The sequence below is a fragment of the Rhizobium sp. WSM409 genome, from assembly GCF_057653825.1.
Genome location: NZ_CM172794.1, coordinates 2,389,960 through 2,405,709, shown reverse-complemented (window position 1 = coordinate 2,405,709; position 15,750 = coordinate 2,389,960). Strand labels below are relative to the sequence as shown.

The window sequence follows — 15,750 nt, the reverse complement described above, 5'->3', positions numbered from 1 at the left end:
GACTAATGCGCTCAAGCTTCTCCGGGATTGGGAACAGGTTCCGGCCGGGCAACAACCGGGCGCGTCAGCCGCGTGATGGCGAAGAATGCGGCAACGGCGACGGTGCTGAGCAATGCAGCGATCGATAGTGACCATGATACGCCGAGATAGCCCATCAGGAAGGCAAGCGCGAACGGCGCCATCGAGGAGACGACGAGACGAACCGACATGATTTGTCCTTGCCGCCGGCCGTAGCCATCGCTTCCGAAGAGCGCGAGCGGCAAGGTTCCGTAGACGATGCTGTTAAGCCCCGAGCCGAGGCCGAAGACGACGGCGAAGACCAGCGCACCAGGCACCGAGGGTGCGGTGGCGATGAGGATGACAAGGGCTGTCGGCAGCAAGATGGCGCAGATGATCGCGAGCATCACTTGCGACAAGCTCTCGCCAAAGACCATGTTGATGAGGCGGCTCAGCACCTGTGACGGGCCGAAGAGCGTTCCGACCACCACTGCCATGGCGCCGAGGCCGAGGGCCGACATCACAGGCACCATGTGAACCAGAAGCGCCGAGTTCACGAAGCTTTCCAAAGCAAAGCCTGTCACCATCAGGATAAAGGCCAGCCTGCGCACCGACGGCGGAAGGCTCGGCTCGGCGCGTTTTGCGGCCTCCTCTCCGGTCCGTCCCCTGGTTTGGCTGATGCCACGGGAGAGCCAGGCATGAATGGGAAGGCAGACAACGAGATTGAGCGCGGCGAAAATCAGATAGACGTTCTGCCATGAGAGATGCGCATGCAGCGCCGTGGTGATCGGCCAGAAAATGGTTGAGGCGAAGCCGGCGATTAGGGTCAGATAGGTGATGCTGCGCTGGGCGACCTGCGGCCTGATCTGCACGAGCAGGGCGAAGGCTGCGCCATATTGCACCAGGTTCGAGGCGATCTCGATGCCGATCAATGCCGCGACGAAAGCGATCTTTCCCGGCGCGAAGGCGCAGGCGACGAGGGCGGCGGCGGCAATCGCCGAGCCCGACGTCATGATCCTGCCTGCGCCGAAGCGATCAATCCACGTGCCCATGAGAGGTGCGGCCAGACCGCCGATCAGAAGGGCCACAGAGAGCGCGCCGAAGATCCATTCAGATGACCAGCCCAAATCACGGGCCATGTCGGGGGCGAGGATGCTGAAGCTGTAATAGAGCGATCCATAACCGATGATCTGCGTCAGCCCGAGCGCGGCAATGGCCGCTACCGGTGGTCGTTCGGTGCTGATTGTCATAGGGATCTGAGGCTCACGCGCTGTTCGAGCTTTTCGGCTTCTTCCTTCCTCTCGCTGTAGCGGTCGGTCAGATAGTTCGAGGCATCACGGGTCAGCAGCGTGAACTTCACCAGTTCCTCGCAGACGTCGACGACGCGGTCGTAATAGGACGAGGGTTTCATACGGCCGTCCGCGTCGAATTCTTGGAAAGCTTTTGCAACCGAGGACTGATTGGGAATTGCGATCATCCGCATCCATCGTCCAAGGATGCGGAGCTGGCTTACCGCATTGAAGGACTGGGAGCCGCCAGAGACCTGCATCACCGCCAGCGTCTTGCCTTGCGTCGGCCGAACAGAGCCGACCGACAATGGAATCCAGTCGATCTGCGCTTTCATGATGCCGGTCATCGCGCCATGACGTTCGGGGCTGACCCACACCTGGCCTTCAGACCATGCCGACCATTCGCGCAACTCCTGAACTTTCGGGTGGCTCGCCGGCGCCGCATCAGGCAGCGGCAGACCTTCCGGATTGAAGATGCGCACTTCGCAGCCGAAATATTCGAGCAGCCGCGCGGCCTCCTGTGCGAGGAAGCGGCTGTAGGACACTGCTCGCAACGAGCCATAAAGGATCAGGATGCGCGGCTTGTGCGTCGAGAACGCCGGCCTGAGCGCGTCCATATCCGGTTGACGCAGATGCATCGGTGATATGGCAGGCAAATCAGACAATGCGCTTGCCTCCGGCATCGAGCACCTTCTCGCCGTCTTCCTTGGTGAAGGCGCCCTGATGCGTTTCCGGCAGGATTTCGAGAACAAGTTCCGAGGGCCGCGACAGACGCGTGCCGAGCGGCGTGATGACGAAGGGCCGGTTGATCAGGATCGGGTTTTTCAGCATCGCGTCCAGCAATTGCTCGTCGGTAAGATCAGGGTTGTCGAGGCCGAGCTCCGCATAGGGCGTGCCCTTTTCGCGGATCGCCTCGCGAACGCTCAAACCGGCATCCGCAATCACCTTGATTAGCTGGTCGCGCGACGGCGAGTTTTTCAGATATTCGATAACGTTGGGCTCAATGCCGGCGTTCTGGATCATCGCAAGCGTGTTGCGCGAGGTGCCGCATTCGGGGTTGTGATAGATCGTAACATCTATGGTCATGAGGCGGATTCCGTCTTGGTGAGAGTTTCAGGATCGCGGGCTTCCATCAGCAGCCATCCCGCAAGCATCAGCGCCAGCAAGGCGCCGAGGACTTCAGCGGCGATAAACCCCGGTAGATCGATCGGGCGGATGCCGGAAAAGGTGTGCGTCAGCGATCGAGCAATCGCGACGGCGGGATTGGCAAAGGACGTGGAGGCGGTGAACCAGTAGGCGGCGGTGATATAAAGGCCGACCAGCCATGCCACGGCATCGGCGCGAAAGCGCACACCGGCTAAGATGACGAAGACGAGGCCGAAGGTTGCCGTCACTTCAGAGAGCCATTGCGCGCCGCCGGTGCGCACGGTTTCCGAGGCCTGCAGCACGGGAAGGGCGAACATCGCATGAGCGAGCATCGTTCCGGCAATGCCGCCGACGATCTGCGCGGCGATATAGGGGGGAACGGAGGAGGCAGGCAGTTCGCGCCGGAGCGCAAACACCAGCGACACGACCGGATTGAAATGAGCCCCGGAAATCGGGCCTAAGATCGTAATCAGGACGACGAGGATTGCCCCCGTTGCCAGCGTATTGCCGAGCAGCGCAAGCGCCGTATCGTCCGTCAGGCTATCCGCCATGATGCCCGAGCCGACGACGGTTGCTACGAGCAGCAGCGTGCCGAGCGCTTCGGCGACCAGTCGTCGAGACGGGGGAAACATCGGCGCGCTCATGCCGGCAGGCTCCGGACCATCAGGGCGGCCGATGCCGGGCACAGGCTTGCGGCCTGCCGCGTCGTCAGGATCTCGGCCGGCGCTTCATCGCGGGCGATCGGACGAAAGCCGAGCGATTGAAAGAAGGAGGCGGCTGTTTCTGTCAACAGATAGGCGGCAGTGGCGCCTTTCCTTTGTGCCTGATCGAGCAGGCTAAGGGTGATCGCATGGCCGAAGCCAAAGCCTTGCTGATCGGACAGCACGACAATGGAACGCAGGAGTACAGTCTCGCCATAGAGTTCCAGCCCGCCGAAGCCGACCGTCTCGCCGCCACGTGAAAACCGATAGAAGCTTCGGCCGGCGTCTGTGAGGTCATCGACCGGAAGCCCGGCGCCTGCGAGCGCGCCGCGAAGTCTGTCGTCGTGCCCTTCCAAGGCCTGCTGGTTCAAATCGAAACCCATCAGCTCGCCTTGGGCTGTTTAATGCTGGCGCCTTCCATGGTGCCGATCTGGCGCAGGTGCGATTCCAGGGCGAGCTTGTCGATCGAGGAAAGAGGCAGGCTCAAAAAGGCGCTGATCCGGTTCTTGAGGAAGCGGGCGGCCTGCGCGAAAGCGCGGCCTTTGTCGACTTCGCTGCCCTCGACGACAGCCGGGTCCTCGACGCCCCAATGGGCGGTCACCGGATGACCGATCCAGACGGGACAAGCCTCGCCGGCAGCGCTGTCGCAAACCGTAAAGATGAAGTCCATCTCCGGAGCGCCCGGCTCGGCGAATTCGTCCCAGCTCTTTGAACGGAGGCCGACTGTTGGGTAGCCCTGCGCCGCAAGCTCCTTCAGCGCATAGGGATTGACTTCACCCTTCGGCTGGCTGCCGGCCGAATAGGCCTTGAATCGACCCTTGCCTTCGGTCTCAAGGATGGATTCAGCCAAGATCGAGCGGGCAGAATTGCCCGTGCAGAGAAAGAGCACATTGTAAATGCGGTCAGGGGTCATTGCAATTTCTCCTTCATTTTAGGGGCGCAGCAGGCCGCGACCTCCGCGGCAGGTGCGCAGATTTCCGGATGCCCGGAACAGCAATCTTCCATCAGAAAGCGAACCAAGCCACCAAGTGCCTCGTAGTTCGCGGTGTAAATGATCGATCGGGATTCACGCTGTTGCGCGATCAACCCCGACCGTTCCAGCTCTTTCAGATGGAAGGAGATATTAGAGGGCGAGACCTCCGCCTTCTCAGCGATCGCGCCTGCCGCCATGCCGTCGGGACCCGAAACCACGAGCATGCGGACGATGTGAAGGCGGGTTTCCTGCGAGAGCGCGCCGAATGCGATGAGGGCTTGACGTTGATCCATATTTCAATAATCCTTGAATCATTGAAACGAGGATTAGCGCAAATGAACGTCATCGACAACAGCAAAATTCAAGAGAACGAAATCGATCTCGGCCTGCTGCTCAGTGTGCTTACCGGCGCCAAGGATTCTCCGCTGATTTTCTATTACGACGGCAAGGCGGTAAAGCCTGGCTATCATGTCACCGAGGTCAAGGCGGGCCAATTCTCGGCGTTGGATTGCGGCGCCAATCCTGAAGCGTGGGCGGAAATCTTCATCCAGCTCTGGGATATCGAGGAAGGCGACCGCACGCATATGCCGGCCGGCAAGTTCCATGCAATCATCCGCAAGGTTTCCGATCATGTGCAACTGGATGGTTCGGCGAAGCTGACCTTCGAAGTCAGCGACGGCGTGCGGCCAATGCAGCTTTATTGCGCAGCGATGCCGGTTCTCCGTGCCGGCGCCGTCCATGTTGCGCTTTCGCCGCGGCCGTCAAGCTGCAAGCCGCGCGACCGATGGCTGGCAGAGGAGAACAGCAAGGCGGCGGCCTGCTGTGGGCCGCAAGCGGCAGCGAGCGGCTGCTGCGCGTAACGACACATAAGAACGCGCGGCAGGGCAGGTGGCAGAGAGATCGGGATCGTATTGACTGACCACCAGTCAGTGATGTAGATGGAGGCTGCCGGTTTGATGCCGGCGCCACCCGTTTCATGCCCGGAGATTGCCATGAGCGCGCAGACCCTGTTGAACTCTCTGTTCCAATACAAAGCCAGCGTCGACGACGAGCTACTCGATGCCTTGAACGCGCTCGGCGTGGAGGCGCGATCCGATGAGTTCCGATCGGCCCTTCGCGTGTTCAATCACGCCCATCTCGTCGATCGCATCTTCACCGCCAATCTTCAACGGCTGGATCACTCCTATGCGGCGCGCTGGAGCAGCGAAGCGCCGCCCTTGGCACAGTTGTCCTCCGATATCCGGGATACGGATCGTTGGTATATCGATTATACCTCGCGTATAACGCCCGAGGAAATGGAGGAGGTCGTCGACTTCACCTTCACCGATGGCGGACGCGGGCGCATGTCCCGCGAGGAGATGCTGGCCCATGTGGTGACGCATGCCGGCTATCATCGCGGTGAAGTCGGTCGCCTGCTGCCTGATATCGAGAGCACCGCAATGCGCGACGTGTTTACCGGCTACCTGCACAGGACCGATCCCGCGCGCCGTCAATGAGAGTGGACCAGTCTTGCCGCCGGCCAATCCTGTTTCAAAACCGAGAACCAAGCCACCCGAAGAACGGCGCGACGAGCTGATGACCGCGGCTGAGCGGCTGTTTCTGGAAAAGGGCCTGGAGCAGACCACGATCGAGGAGATCACGACCGGGGCGGGGGTCGCCAAGGGCACCTTCTACCTGCACTTTTCCTCGAAGGCCGATGTTCTCCAGGCGCTGCGCGCCCGCTTCTTGCAGGGCGTGCTGGATGGCATCGTCGCGGCGGTCGAAGGACTGCGGTATGAGGATTGGCGCGGGAAGCTGGCGGCCTGGTCGACGGCATGCGCCACTGGCTATCTCGACGCGGCTGGGCTGCATCATCTCGCCTTCGTGGCGGCTCCTCCTGCAACGCGGGAGGGGCTTTCGCGCAACATCCTGATCGACCATCTGAACGAATTGCTTGCCGCTGGTGCTGGCGAGAATGCCTGGTCGGTCAGTGATCCCCGCTTTACGGCGGTGTTTCTGTTCAACGCCCTGCACGGTGTGGTCAATCAGCCCGGCATCGGTGAGACGCCCGCGGCCCGCGCCGAATTGCTGCGGGGGCTTGAGGGGCATTTCCTACGTGGGCTGGGATTGCCGTCAGGCATTGATTGAGAGCTGGGCATCCCACCATCTGAGCACCCGCATCGCCCGGAGCGTGATCCACCGCGAGGGCTTGCCTTGCCCGTCATCGACCTCGAACCACACTCGACCGGCAGGGCTGTTGTCGAGCGGCCAGCTGCCGTCCTGCAAGCGTCTGGACCGAAGGTGGTCGATTGCCTCACCGAGGCGCGGATCGGGGTCGGCGCCGGTCAGGATTGTGCTGGCGCGGAAATAGTCGAGCGCGCGCAAAATGTCGTAGCGCCACCGGTTCGGATGTAGGAAGTGCAGGAAGCGTTCGTCGGCCGGCTCGCCGGTGCCAAGGCGGCGGAAGAGGTTGCGGGCCAGCAGAAACTCCTCACCCGTCCTGCGCGCCTCTCGAGACCGATGCGTGCCGCCGGTCGATCTCTGGTATTCCAGCAAACCTTCCAGCACATTGATGGTGCTGGCGAAAGACGAGCGGACGGAGCCATTGATCCGCTCGCAGTTCCAGCCACCGTCGTCGAGACGCTCGCCGGCCAGCCTGTCGACGATGGGCGAGACGTCGATCCCCAAATAGGCGCCATCGGCAACGGTGCGGCCGTTGATGCACTCCTCTACTTCGCCTTCCCAGTAGGGCTGGCCGCCTTCTTCCCAACGGGCGTTGGCGCCGATCAATTTGACGGCGCGCCTGGCGCAATCGCAGGCGGGATCGAGACCGAACTCGCGCAATTGCGACAGCGAGAAGGTCGTGGCCGTCCACGGCTGGCCACGCTGCTTCCACTCGCGCGGGTCGAAACCGGCGGGCAGGAAGGCGCCGCCTGCCCATTGCCCGTCCTCATCCTGGCAGGAGAGCAGCCTGGCGCCCCAGCCCTCGGTCTCGACTTTGGCCCGCTCAGTCATCCACTCCCGCTCCGGAGCATCGAGCAGGTCGCGCATCACCTGCCATCGGATCGACGGGTCGGAGTCGAGAAGCCATTCGATCACCGTGTCGGATTGGATCATGGGCGAACCTGTCGGCGGGTCGGGGTCGATGGCTCGTTTATAATCGCTTCGGCCGAGCGGTGCCAGCCGGGTGGGCTCGTCGGCGGCCGGCTTACGCCAAGGAAGGCACGAAGCTGAAGATCAAAACCTCGGTTCGACCTATAATGCGACGGTTGTCGGCGAAAGCCTTTTCGATGCCGAGAATGCGGCGCTTCGCGCCCGATTTCTTAATCATATCCGCAAAGAAGTCGGAGGCGGCTCGATCGGGCCGCCTCTTCATTTATATCCAGGCGCGCCGATTAATAATTACTCAAATCAATTGATGTATCAGTTTGATCCGGGGACAGATTTTACATCAAAGGTTTGCTATGGCGTTTCTAGGTATTTCGGGGATGCAATATTCCGGGGAAATGTTTGCGGGTGCGCGCATTATTGTCGCGGAAGATTCCAACGTATTCACCTCGATGATCAGCAAACGCCTGAAGGAGCTGTTCGACATCGATGTCGAGATCTGCCGCAACTTCGAGGATCTGCAGGTTTCCTACGACAAGTCTTCCGATCCGATCACGCTGGCGATCTCGAATATCAACCTGCCCGGCGCCGAAAACGGCGAAGCGCTCGAATATCTGGTCGATCTCTCCATCCCGACCATCGTCTTCACCGGCACATTCCATGAAAACATGCGCGACAAGCTGATGGCCAAGGATATCGTCGACTATATCCTCAAGGACAATATCTTCGCCGTCGACCTGCTGGCGGAATCGATATGCCGCTTCCTCACCAATCATCGCCACCACGTGCTGATCGTCGACGATAGCGCGACTGCGCGCGCCCTGCTGTCGAGCCGGCTGAAGCGCTACAATTTCCGTGTCAGCGTCGCCGAGAGTGGCGGCAAGGCGCTGGAGATCCTGAAGGCCAACCGCGATATCGGCCTTGTCATCACCGACTACAACATGCCCGACATCGATGGCTTCGAACTGACGCGGCGCATCCGCGCCAGTATCGGCTCGCACGAGCTGCGCATCATCGGCGTTTCCTCCTCCTCGAACCGGCTGCTTTCGGCGCGATTCCTGAAGGCCGGCGGCAATGATTTCATGCTGCGTCCTTTCATCGACGAGGAGTTCTACTGCCGCGTCAACCAGAACCTCGATACGCTGCTGCAAATTCAATCGATGCGTAAGGAGCGGGCGGTTGCCTGACGACCCTTCCAGTATCGGTGTCGCCAGGGCGGCGGAAATGATGGTCGGGGACAGTCGTCGAATTTTTGCAATTACAAGTAACAGCGCCATTATTTGTCCCCTTCACGCGCACAGGTCTCTCGGTTATCGTCCCCGCCGGGGAGAGGGCCGAGTCGTGCCCGTCAGACGCATGGGGGAATAGCGGCTGTGGCTTTTCAAGCGGATTTTCTGCGGGATGGCATCGGGTTACGCTCCGGCGGGCTCAAAATACTTCTGGTTGAAGATTCCCGGATGTTTTCCGCCGTGCTCTGTCACCGGTTCCAGACGGAGCTGGGCCTTGCCGTCAAATCATGCCCGTCGCTGAAGGCTCTTCGCAAGGAACTTGCCGACGACGCTCACGGCTACACTATGGCCGTCGTCGATCTCAACCTGCCGGATTCGCCCTATGGCGAAGCGCTCGACTGCACGATCGAGCACGATATCCCGGCGATCGTCTTCACCGCGACATTCGATCTCAACACGCGCAACAGGATTATGGAGCGCAACGTCATCGATTACGTGCTGAAGGACAATGAATTCGCACTCGACAATCTGGTTGCCACCGTCCGGCGGGCGATCTCCAATCGCAAGACGCGGGTGCTCGTTGTCGACGATGTCGTCTCGGCGCGCCAGGTGCTCGTCGACCTGCTGAAGGCACAGCAATATCTCGTCGTCGAGGCAAATTCCGGGCTTGAGGCGCTGGCGGCGCTCGAGGCCTACAGCGATATCGAGCTCGTCGTCACCGATCACCACATGCCCGATATGAGCGGCTACGAGCTGACGCGGCGCATCCGCCATCGTTTCGGTTCGGACAGGCTGCGTGTCATCGGCGTTTCCTCCTCCAACGACCGCATGCTTTCGGCGAGTTTCCTCAAGGCCGGCGCCAGCGATTTCGTCTACCGGCCCTTCGTCGCCGAGGAGCTGCAATGCCGCATCGCCAACAATGCCGAAACGCTGGCGCAGATGCGGCAGCTGAGGGCGGCGGCGGCATGCGATTACCTGACCGGCCTCTATAACCGCCGCTATTTCTACGACAACGGCCCGAAGCTGGTGAACGAGTGCCTGCGGCTGAAGGTGCCGAGCTCCGTCGCTATTCTCGATATCGACCATTTCAAGCGGCTGAACGACACCTATGGCCACGAGATCGGCGACAAGGTGCTGAAGGCTGTCGCAAACAGGCTGTTCACGATCTTCGAAGGCAGCGACAATCTTCTCTCGCGGCTCGGGGGCGAGGAATTCGCCATCCTCTTCCCGCAGATGGATTCCGCTGCCGCGACCAAGCTTTGCGACGAGATCCGCTCGGACATTTCACGGCTGAAGGTCACGGCCGACGACGAGGAACTCGGCGTCACCATTTCGATCGGCATCGCCGAGATCGCCGGTTACGAAACCTTCGAAAATTACCTCAACGCCGCCGACCAGTTTCTCTACATGGCCAAGCACAGGGGCCGCAACCAGGTCTATTCCGACGCCAAGATGACGGAAGAGGCGGCCCAGTAGCGCCTCCCGGGGCGGGGCTAAACCGCCGCCCTTAGTCTCAGGCGGCGACGATCTTTCGCGTCAGGCGAGATCCGCTTTTTAATGTCTCAAGCGGCGACGGCCGTCTTATTGTCTCAAGCAGCAACCGCCTGGCGAGCGGTCGCCATGGTCATCTTGCGCTCGGCGCGCTCCTGCTGCGGCGAGCGATGGTAGAGTTCGCGATAACACTTGGAGAAATGCGAGGCGGAGACGAAGCCGCAGGCGACGGCGACCTCGACGACCGGCATCGAGGACTGCACTAGAAGGTGGCGCGCGCGATCGAGGCGGATTTCCAGATAGTAGCGGGCCGGCGAGCGGCCCATCTCCTGGCGGAACAGCCGTTCGATCTGGCGGCGGGAGAGGCCGGCGCCGTCGGCGATTTCGATCAGCGACAGTGGCTCGGCGAGATTGCCTTCCATCAACTCGATGATCGACAGAACCTTGGCGTTCTGCACGCCGAGGCGGGCGCGCAGCGGCAGGCGCTGGCGGTCGTGCGGGTTGCGCACGCGGTCAGTCAGGTGCTGCTCGCAGATGCGGTTGACAAGGCTTTCGCCGAAATCCTCGCCGACGAGGTTCAGCATCATGTCGAGCGAGGCGGTGCCGCCGGCGCAGGTGTAGAGGTTGCCGTCGATCTCGTAGAGATCGGCATAGACCTCCGCCTGCGGGAAGGCTTCCGAAAAGCCCGGCAGGTTTTCCCAGTGGATGGCGCAACGTTTGCCGTTCAGGAGGCCGGCCTGGGCAAGCACATGCGCGCCCGTACAGAGGCTGCCGACGGCGACGCCGCGATTGTAGCATTCACGCAACCAGGCATTGACCGACTTGTTGTTGAACTGCTCGACATCGATACCGGAACAGACGAGCACCATGCCCGGCCGATTTTCGCCGCCGAGATGACGGCGCTCCTCGGCGAGCGAGGAATTTGCCTCGACGCCGATGCCGCAGGATGAATAGACCTTTTCCCCGTCGACGGATGTCAGCCGCCAGGTATAGGCCTGATAGCCGAGCATGCGATTGGCGATGCGCAAGGTGTCCACGGCCGCCGAAAAGGGCAGCATGGTGAATTGCGGTACCATAAAAAAGACTACCGAACGCTTCTTGATCTGCATCCTGTTCATAGCGAAATCCATGCTCGAGGGGCGATGACACATTCGTCGCGCGGAATGCGTCGCGCCGATGTCCTGAAAGCGACACTGGCATGGAAAAATGCGGCCGGGAAGAGCAAATATGCGACATCGCCGGCGATTTGGCCGATCAAGCCGTGGGAACGGCTGCGGGCAAGGCAAAAGAGAGGCTCATAGACGACTGAAATTCAATGTTGAAAATGGCTTAGGAATGGACGATCAGGCCACGAAAAAGGCGGCGTTGCACGAGGCAGGCGCCGCCCTTATCTGGGGAGGAATGTCGCATTCATTACAGCCAGCTGATGTTCATTGCGCTGTCGTTGAAATTTCGTCAAAAGGCATGCGGGAAGCATAACTGGCGCTGCATGACCCACGCCAAGATGGTGCAGTGTTTCCTGAAGAGTATTTTAGTCGGAGCTTCCACAACGACTCGTCGCATTTAATCCAAAAGGCAGCATTGAATGAAGGACCTCGCTTTTCAGGGCACGTGGCGAGCATATCAGCAGAAGATACTTGATGATCTTGCAAATCTCATCGGCGATGACGGATTGCATATTGTCGCGGCACCCGGCTCCGGTAAAACGGTTTTAGGTCTTGAAGTGATGTGCAGGCTCGGCGAGGCGACTTTGATTCTGGCTCCGAGCAAGACCATCCGGGACCAATGGGCGCATCGGCTGCGCACGATGTTCCTGCCCCCCGACCTTGCGGAACCGGAGTGGATTTCCCACGATGTGAGAGCGCCCGGAACCGTCACGATCATCACCTATCAAGCTCTGCATGCGGCGTTCTCGGGCCATCCGTCCGAAGAAGAAGTCCTCGACGGTGAAGAGGAGGGCAGCGACGGGGCGGAATCCGGCGAACCAGGCAAGCAGGAAACGGAGAAGGCGAGAAAGAAAATCATCGCGAAGCTGCGCGAGGAGAAGGTTCGCACCCTTGTGCTCGATGAAGCGCACCATCTTAGAAACGAGTGGTGGAAGGCGCTGATGATGCTCAAGGAAGCACTAGGCCAACCCACTGTCGTCGCGCTGACAGCTACGCCTCCTTATGATGTAGATCCTCAGGAATGGGACCGCTATCAGGCGCTTTGCGGGCCGATCGACGGTGAAATTTCCGTGCCGGAACTTGTGTTGCAAGGCGATCTTTGCCCGCATCAGGATTATGTCCACTTCAGCCTGCCGAGTGCGCTGGAAGCACAGAAGCTGGCCGAGGTTCGCGCGCAGATCGGAGACTTCATTGAAACGCTGCTTGAGAGTGCAGAATTCAAAGAGGCAATTCTGCGCCATCCATGGATTACGCAGCCGATCGAGAATGTGGAGCATATACTGGACGATGCACGCTTTTTCTCCAGCATGCTCATCTTCCTGAATTCCCAATATGTCGACCTGCCGCAGTCGACTCTCGACATTCTCGGCGTCAAGGTGCGTGAAATACCGGATCTGACGCTTCAATGGATAGAGGTATTGCTGAACGGCGTTATCTACACCTATCGCAATGATTTCGAAGAAGCTGAACAGGCAATCCGCTGCCAGCAAGACAGGCTGAGGGAAATTAGGGCAGTGGAGCACAGCAGAGTGCGACTGACTGATCCACGATCGGTTCAGAAGCTGCTGGTATCAAGCGCGAGCAAGCTAAAAGCGATCGTCGATATTACCCGGCTCGAAAGCGCGTCGATGCGTGACGAACTCCGTATGGTTATCCTTTCCGACTATATAAGGAAGGATGCGCTGCCCACTGCCCTCGCGGACCTTCAGCCCATCGAGAGAATGGGCGTCGTGCCAATCTTCGAGACGCTGCGGCGGTCCGAACTTGATCTCAAGCTTGGAATTCTGACCGGGAGTCTGGTTGTCATTCCGGCGGGGTCAAAAGGAATTCTTGACGAGATCGCAGACCGTCTTGGTATAGGTGCAGAACATATCCGTTATCAACAGACGGCATTCGATGCCGGCTTTCTGAGCGTGGAACTTGGCGGCGAGCTGAGCCGCAATATTGTCCATATGATCACTGAACTGTTCAGTCGCGGCGGGATCACGGTCCTGGTCGGCACCCAAGCTTTGCTGGGTGAAGGATGGGACGCACCGTCCGTAAACACTTTGATCCTGGCAAGTACGGTGGGATCATACGTGCTCTCCAATCAGATGCGCGGTCGTGCCATTCGCATCGATCCTCGAAGCCCTCAGAAGGCCGCGAACGTCTGGCATCTGGCGGTCATCGACCCTGAAAAGCTCGAGCAGAGAATACCGCTGCGCTTCGGGAGGAAATCGACCGACAGAAAAGCGCCCGATCCCTATGACACCATGACAATAGACCTGGGCAGCGACGTCGATGCGCTAAAACGCCGATTTTACGCGTTTGAAGCTTTGTCCTTCGGCGAGCCTCCGCTGATCCAAAGCGGTTTTCAACGATTGATGCTGGGTACTGCCAAATGGAATGCGCGCGGTGTTGATGACATCAACAAAATGATGGAACGGAGGGCTGCAGACCGCAAATCACTGAAATTCCGCTGGCATAGCGCGCTGCACAGCAAACGCGCCGTTGCGAGGATGCAAGAAACATTGGAGAGCAACTATGCCCCTAAGGGGCTAGTTAACTGGAATACGACAAAGTTTCTGTTTGCGCACAGCGCCGCGCTCGCCGGCATGATCTTGAACGGATTTTTGCACAGCTTTCGCGTTACGCACATCCGATCGCTCCAACAACTGGAGTTGGTCCTGTTCGTTATGTTCGCAATACTGGCCATCTTCTGCTTGCCGGGTGCACTCAAAGCTAGTCTGTTGCTGCTGCGGAACGGCTCCCTGGAAGGGAGCATGGAGCAAGTGGGAATAACCGTTCTGGAGACGCTGCATCATATGGGCGTCATAAGGACCGAATTGGGAAAAGTGAGTGTCGAGGCGACGCTCGACCAAAACGGCATGATTTACTGCCGGCTTGAGGGTGCCACGACAATTGAGCGGTCCCGCTTTCTCGACGCTCTACGGGAAGTCCTCATTCCCCCACAGAATCCCCGCTACATTCTCGTCAGGTCGTCAAAATTCTGGCGGCTGAACCGGGTGGATTATCATGCAGTCCCGTCGATCATCGGCCGGAAAAGGGAGGATGCCATATATTTCGCCCAGCTGTGGCATCGTTACGTCGGTTATTCGGAACTTGTATACACGCGCAGTGCCCAGGGTCGCCTGAAACTGCTCCAATTCCGCGCGAAGTCATTCGCTTCTGCGTTTACAAGGAAAACCGATAGAATTAGCCGGTGGGAGTAATTGGGAAAGCCTGATGCTGGCTCCCACCTGCCGCGGCGCGTTTGCGCCTGATATGCAGTTGCGGGGCCATCCAATGCCGGAAAGGCGAGCGACAATCGATAAGCAGATTCGGGAATTCGGAAGAAGAAAAAGGTGGCGTTGCACGAGGCAGGCGCCGCCCTTATCTTGGGAGGAATGTCGCATTCATTACATGGTCCGGTGTTTGTTGTCGTCCGTGCTCGGCCAGCCGATGTCCTTGCGAATGTCGAAGGGCATAGCTTCGATTTCGCGGGCCGTCTGCCAGCGCGTCCAGGCGAGCACAAGCTTACGGGCATAATCTGCCAGGTCGAAGCGGCTTTCGCTGGAGGTGAGGGACTTACCACCACCGCGATAGGTGAGAGTGGTCATTTTCCGGTTCCTTTCTAGGGTCAAGGGCATGGTCGTCAATGGGAGGTTCGTCCATGTCCATGATCCTAATATGGGCCTTGAAAACTCATCATTCAAACGAATAGAACTTATGGATAACATCAGAGATATTGAATGATCGTTGCGTGCCCGCCGGCCGTCTATGGCACCTTTGCAGCCTGTCATCGAGCTTAATCCCCCGGCTTTCCGTGCAGGGGGATCGCAAATCTGCAGCTAAACATGATGCCGAGATGCGTGAGCGGTTTCGGACGACATCACGCTCTATTTCTTGATTTAGAGTCCCGGTTCAAATTTTAGGTCGGTCCGGCCGAAAATTGTCGGATCTAGTGTGCCGCGCCCGGGGTGATGATCCCGAGATTGCCAAGCCCGACGACGATCAACTGGACTGCGACTGCGGTCAGCAGAATGCCGAAGACCACCTCCGAGACGATCATGGTGACCGGCTTCATACGCTTGGCGAGCTTGTCGATGTTGGTGAACACCAGATAGTCCAACGCGCCGACGATCAGGATCAGGCCAATGACGAGTATCGCGCTGGTGATCGAGACGACTTCACCGGAGGCGATGATGATGACCGTAATGCCGACAGGATTGAGCAGGTAAGGGACCGCAAGCGGAAATACGGCCAGCTTGTCTGGATCGACTGGCGCCGCAATGTCGTCATGCGGCTTCTCTATCGGTCCTGATGCCATCTTGATCGCGATCAGCGCGAGGATGATGCCGCCGGCGACGGCGACGGCGCCGCCCGTGATGTGGAGAAGCCGCATCAGCAGAGCGCCGGTGGCGAAAAGGATCAGGGCCGTGACAACGGCGATCATAACCATCTGGCGCCCGATGCGCACCTTGGTTTGGGTATCGAAGGCGTGGGTCTTTTCCAGAAACGGCACCAGGGCAATCTTCGGCCCCATGCCGATCAGAAGCAGCAGGAGAAGTTTTCCGACGAGTGCGGCATCGATGACTGTGAAATCCATGGAACGTGCCCTCTAAATTTGTGACGCGGAAATTGAGACCCTCCCCAGCTGGGGGAGGATAGTGACGAAGAGAACCAAACGAA

The 15,750-nt window shown here is 59.4% G+C and carries 17 protein-coding genes; 6 read left to right on the top strand and 11 right to left on the bottom strand.

Going from position 1 to position 15,750, the window contains the following annotated elements:
- Nucleotides 1-11 precede the first annotated feature (11 nt).
- Genes arsK through AC25BC_RS12045 form a run of 7 tightly spaced genes read right to left on the bottom strand, consistent with a single transcriptional unit; the run spans nt 12 to nt 4,399 of the window.
- Entirely contained in the window at nt 12-1,247 is a 1,236-nt protein-coding gene (gene arsK, locus AC25BC_RS12075) for an arsenite efflux MFS transporter ArsK (RefSeq protein ID WP_012757883.1), read from the bottom strand.
- Nucleotides 1,244-1,969: an arsenical resistance protein ArsH gene (gene arsH / locus AC25BC_RS12070; RefSeq protein ID WP_012757882.1), complete on the bottom strand. Its 726-nt coding sequence runs from the start codon at nt 1,967-1,969 to the stop codon at nt 1,244-1,246. The genes arsK and arsH overlap by 4 nt, the downstream gene beginning before the upstream one ends.
- The gene (arsC, locus tag AC25BC_RS12065; protein ID WP_012757881.1) at nt 1,944-2,372 is read right to left on the bottom strand and encodes an arsenate reductase (glutaredoxin); all 429 of its coding nucleotides are present in this window, start codon (nt 2,370-2,372) and stop codon (nt 1,944-1,946) included. The genes arsH and arsC overlap by 26 nt, the downstream gene beginning before the upstream one ends.
- Nucleotides 2,369-3,076 (bottom strand): aquaporin, encoded by a 708-nt coding sequence (locus tag AC25BC_RS12060; protein WP_012757880.1) that lies wholly within the window; start codon nt 3,074-3,076, stop codon nt 2,369-2,371. The genes arsC and AC25BC_RS12060 overlap by 4 nt, the downstream gene beginning before the upstream one ends.
- A complete protein-coding gene (gene arsN2, locus AC25BC_RS12055) occupies nt 3,073-3,516 on the bottom strand; it encodes an arsenic resistance N-acetyltransferase ArsN2 (protein WP_011652407.1) in 444 nt (147 codons plus the stop codon). The genes AC25BC_RS12060 and arsN2 overlap by 4 nt, the downstream gene beginning before the upstream one ends.
- Nucleotides 3,516-4,046 (bottom strand): arsenate reductase ArsC, encoded by a 531-nt coding sequence (locus tag AC25BC_RS12050; protein WP_128438393.1) that lies wholly within the window; start codon nt 4,044-4,046, stop codon nt 3,516-3,518. Before AC25BC_RS12050 ends, arsN2 begins: the two co-directional genes overlap by 1 nt.
- On the bottom strand, nt 4,043-4,399 hold the full coding sequence (locus AC25BC_RS12045; protein ID WP_012757878.1) for an ArsR/SmtB family transcription factor: 357 nt from the start codon (nt 4,397-4,399) through the stop codon (nt 4,043-4,045). The genes AC25BC_RS12050 and AC25BC_RS12045 overlap by 4 nt, the downstream gene beginning before the upstream one ends.
- Nucleotides 4,400-4,441: 42 nt before the next feature.
- Between AC25BC_RS12045 and AC25BC_RS12040 the strand changes: the two genes are divergently transcribed.
- From AC25BC_RS12040 to AC25BC_RS12030, 3 genes are all read left to right on the top strand, one after another.
- On the top strand, nt 4,442-4,966 hold the full coding sequence (locus tag AC25BC_RS12040; RefSeq protein ID WP_017994409.1) for a DUF6428 family protein: 525 nt from the start codon (nt 4,442-4,444) through the stop codon (nt 4,964-4,966).
- Between the two features lie 132 nt (nt 4,967-5,098).
- Entirely contained in the window at nt 5,099-5,602 is a 504-nt protein-coding gene (locus tag AC25BC_RS12035; protein WP_128438394.1) for a DinB family protein, read from the top strand.
- A 79-nt stretch (nt 5,603-5,681) separates the two neighbouring features.
- On the top strand, nt 5,682-6,233 hold the full coding sequence (locus AC25BC_RS12030; RefSeq protein WP_245459802.1) for a TetR/AcrR family transcriptional regulator: 552 nt from the start codon (nt 5,682-5,684) through the stop codon (nt 6,231-6,233).
- Here AC25BC_RS12030 and AC25BC_RS12025 read toward each other — a convergent pair.
- Nucleotides 6,219-7,202, bottom strand: coding sequence for a squalene cyclase (locus tag AC25BC_RS12025; protein WP_128438395.1), 984 nt, complete (start codon nt 7,200-7,202; stop codon nt 6,219-6,221). The two genes, AC25BC_RS12030 and AC25BC_RS12025, sit on opposite strands and share 15 nt — an antisense overlap.
- Nucleotides 7,203-7,549: 347 nt before the next feature.
- Here AC25BC_RS12025 and AC25BC_RS12020 point away from each other — a divergent pair, with 347 nt between their 5' ends.
- Nucleotides 7,550-8,380: a response regulator gene (locus AC25BC_RS12020; RefSeq protein ID WP_012757872.1), complete on the top strand. Its 831-nt coding sequence runs from the start codon at nt 7,550-7,552 to the stop codon at nt 8,378-8,380.
- 186 nt (nt 8,381-8,566) lie between these two features.
- Nucleotides 8,567-9,898, top strand: coding sequence for a diguanylate cyclase (locus AC25BC_RS12015; protein WP_012757871.1), 1,332 nt, complete (start codon nt 8,567-8,569; stop codon nt 9,896-9,898).
- A 113-nt stretch (nt 9,899-10,011) separates the two neighbouring features.
- Here AC25BC_RS12015 and AC25BC_RS12010 read toward each other — a convergent pair whose 3' ends face one another.
- Nucleotides 10,012-11,031: a GlxA family transcriptional regulator gene (locus AC25BC_RS12010; protein ID WP_003540607.1), complete on the bottom strand. Its 1,020-nt coding sequence runs from the start codon at nt 11,029-11,031 to the stop codon at nt 10,012-10,014.
- 467 nt (nt 11,032-11,498) lie between these two features.
- Here AC25BC_RS12010 and AC25BC_RS12005 point away from each other — a divergent pair, with 467 nt between their 5' ends.
- Nucleotides 11,499-14,291 carry a DEAD/DEAH box helicase family protein gene (locus tag AC25BC_RS12005; RefSeq protein WP_128438396.1) on the top strand — a complete coding sequence of 931 codons (2,793 nt, stop codon included), beginning with the start codon at nt 11,499-11,501 and terminating at the stop codon, nt 14,289-14,291.
- A gap of 186 nt (nt 14,292-14,477) precedes the next feature.
- On the opposite strand, the gene AC25BC_RS12000 is transcribed toward AC25BC_RS12005, so the two are convergent.
- Both AC25BC_RS12000 and AC25BC_RS11995 read right to left on the bottom strand, forming a co-directional pair.
- The gene (locus AC25BC_RS12000) at nt 14,478-14,678 is read right to left on the bottom strand and encodes a hypothetical protein (RefSeq protein WP_012757869.1); all 201 of its coding nucleotides are present in this window, start codon (nt 14,676-14,678) and stop codon (nt 14,478-14,480) included.
- Nucleotides 14,679-15,019: 341 nt separating this feature from the next.
- The gene (locus AC25BC_RS11995; RefSeq protein ID WP_012757868.1) at nt 15,020-15,667 is read right to left on the bottom strand and encodes a MarC family protein; all 648 of its coding nucleotides are present in this window, start codon (nt 15,665-15,667) and stop codon (nt 15,020-15,022) included.
- Nucleotides 15,668-15,750: the final 83 nt, after the last annotated feature.

Coding starts and splice junctions, on each gene's coding strand:
- AC25BC_RS11995 (WP_012757868.1), bottom strand. CDS start 15,667: ATGGATTTCACAGTCATCGATGCCGCACTCGTCGGAAAACTTCTCCTG.
- arsK (WP_012757883.1), bottom strand. CDS start 1,247: ATGACAATCAGCACCGAACGACCACCGGTAGCGGCCATTGCCGCGCTC.
- AC25BC_RS12030 (WP_245459802.1), top strand. CDS start 5,682: ATGACCGCGGCTGAGCGGCTGTTTCTGGAAAAGGGCCTGGAGCAGACC.
- AC25BC_RS12045 (WP_012757878.1), bottom strand. CDS start 4,399: ATGGATCAACGTCAAGCCCTCATCGCATTCGGCGCGCTCTCGCAGGAA.
- AC25BC_RS12060 (WP_012757880.1), bottom strand. CDS start 3,076: ATGAGCGCGCCGATGTTTCCCCCGTCTCGACGACTGGTCGCCGAAGCG.
- AC25BC_RS12035 (WP_128438394.1), top strand. CDS start 5,099: ATGAGCGCGCAGACCCTGTTGAACTCTCTGTTCCAATACAAAGCCAGC.
- arsN2 (WP_011652407.1), bottom strand. CDS start 3,516: ATGGGTTTCGATTTGAACCAGCAGGCCTTGGAAGGGCACGACGACAGA.
- arsH (WP_012757882.1), bottom strand. CDS start 1,969: ATGCCGGAGGCAAGCGCATTGTCTGATTTGCCTGCCATATCACCGATG.
- AC25BC_RS12010 (WP_003540607.1), bottom strand. CDS start 11,031: ATGAACAGGATGCAGATCAAGAAGCGTTCGGTAGTCTTTTTTATGGTA.
- AC25BC_RS12040 (WP_017994409.1), top strand. CDS start 4,442: ATGAACGTCATCGACAACAGCAAAATTCAAGAGAACGAAATCGATCTC.
- AC25BC_RS12050 (WP_128438393.1), bottom strand. CDS start 4,046: ATGACCCCTGACCGCATTTACAATGTGCTCTTTCTCTGCACGGGCAAT.
- AC25BC_RS12000 (WP_012757869.1), bottom strand. CDS start 14,678: ATGACCACTCTCACCTATCGCGGTGGTGGTAAGTCCCTCACCTCCAGC.
- AC25BC_RS12025 (WP_128438395.1), bottom strand. CDS start 7,202: ATGATCCAATCCGACACGGTGATCGAATGGCTTCTCGACTCCGACCCG.
- AC25BC_RS12005 (WP_128438396.1), top strand. CDS start 11,499: ATGAAGGACCTCGCTTTTCAGGGCACGTGGCGAGCATATCAGCAGAAG.
- arsC (WP_012757881.1), bottom strand. CDS start 2,372: ATGACCATAGATGTTACGATCTATCACAACCCCGAATGCGGCACCTCG.
- AC25BC_RS12020 (WP_012757872.1), top strand. CDS start 7,550: ATGGCGTTTCTAGGTATTTCGGGGATGCAATATTCCGGGGAAATGTTT.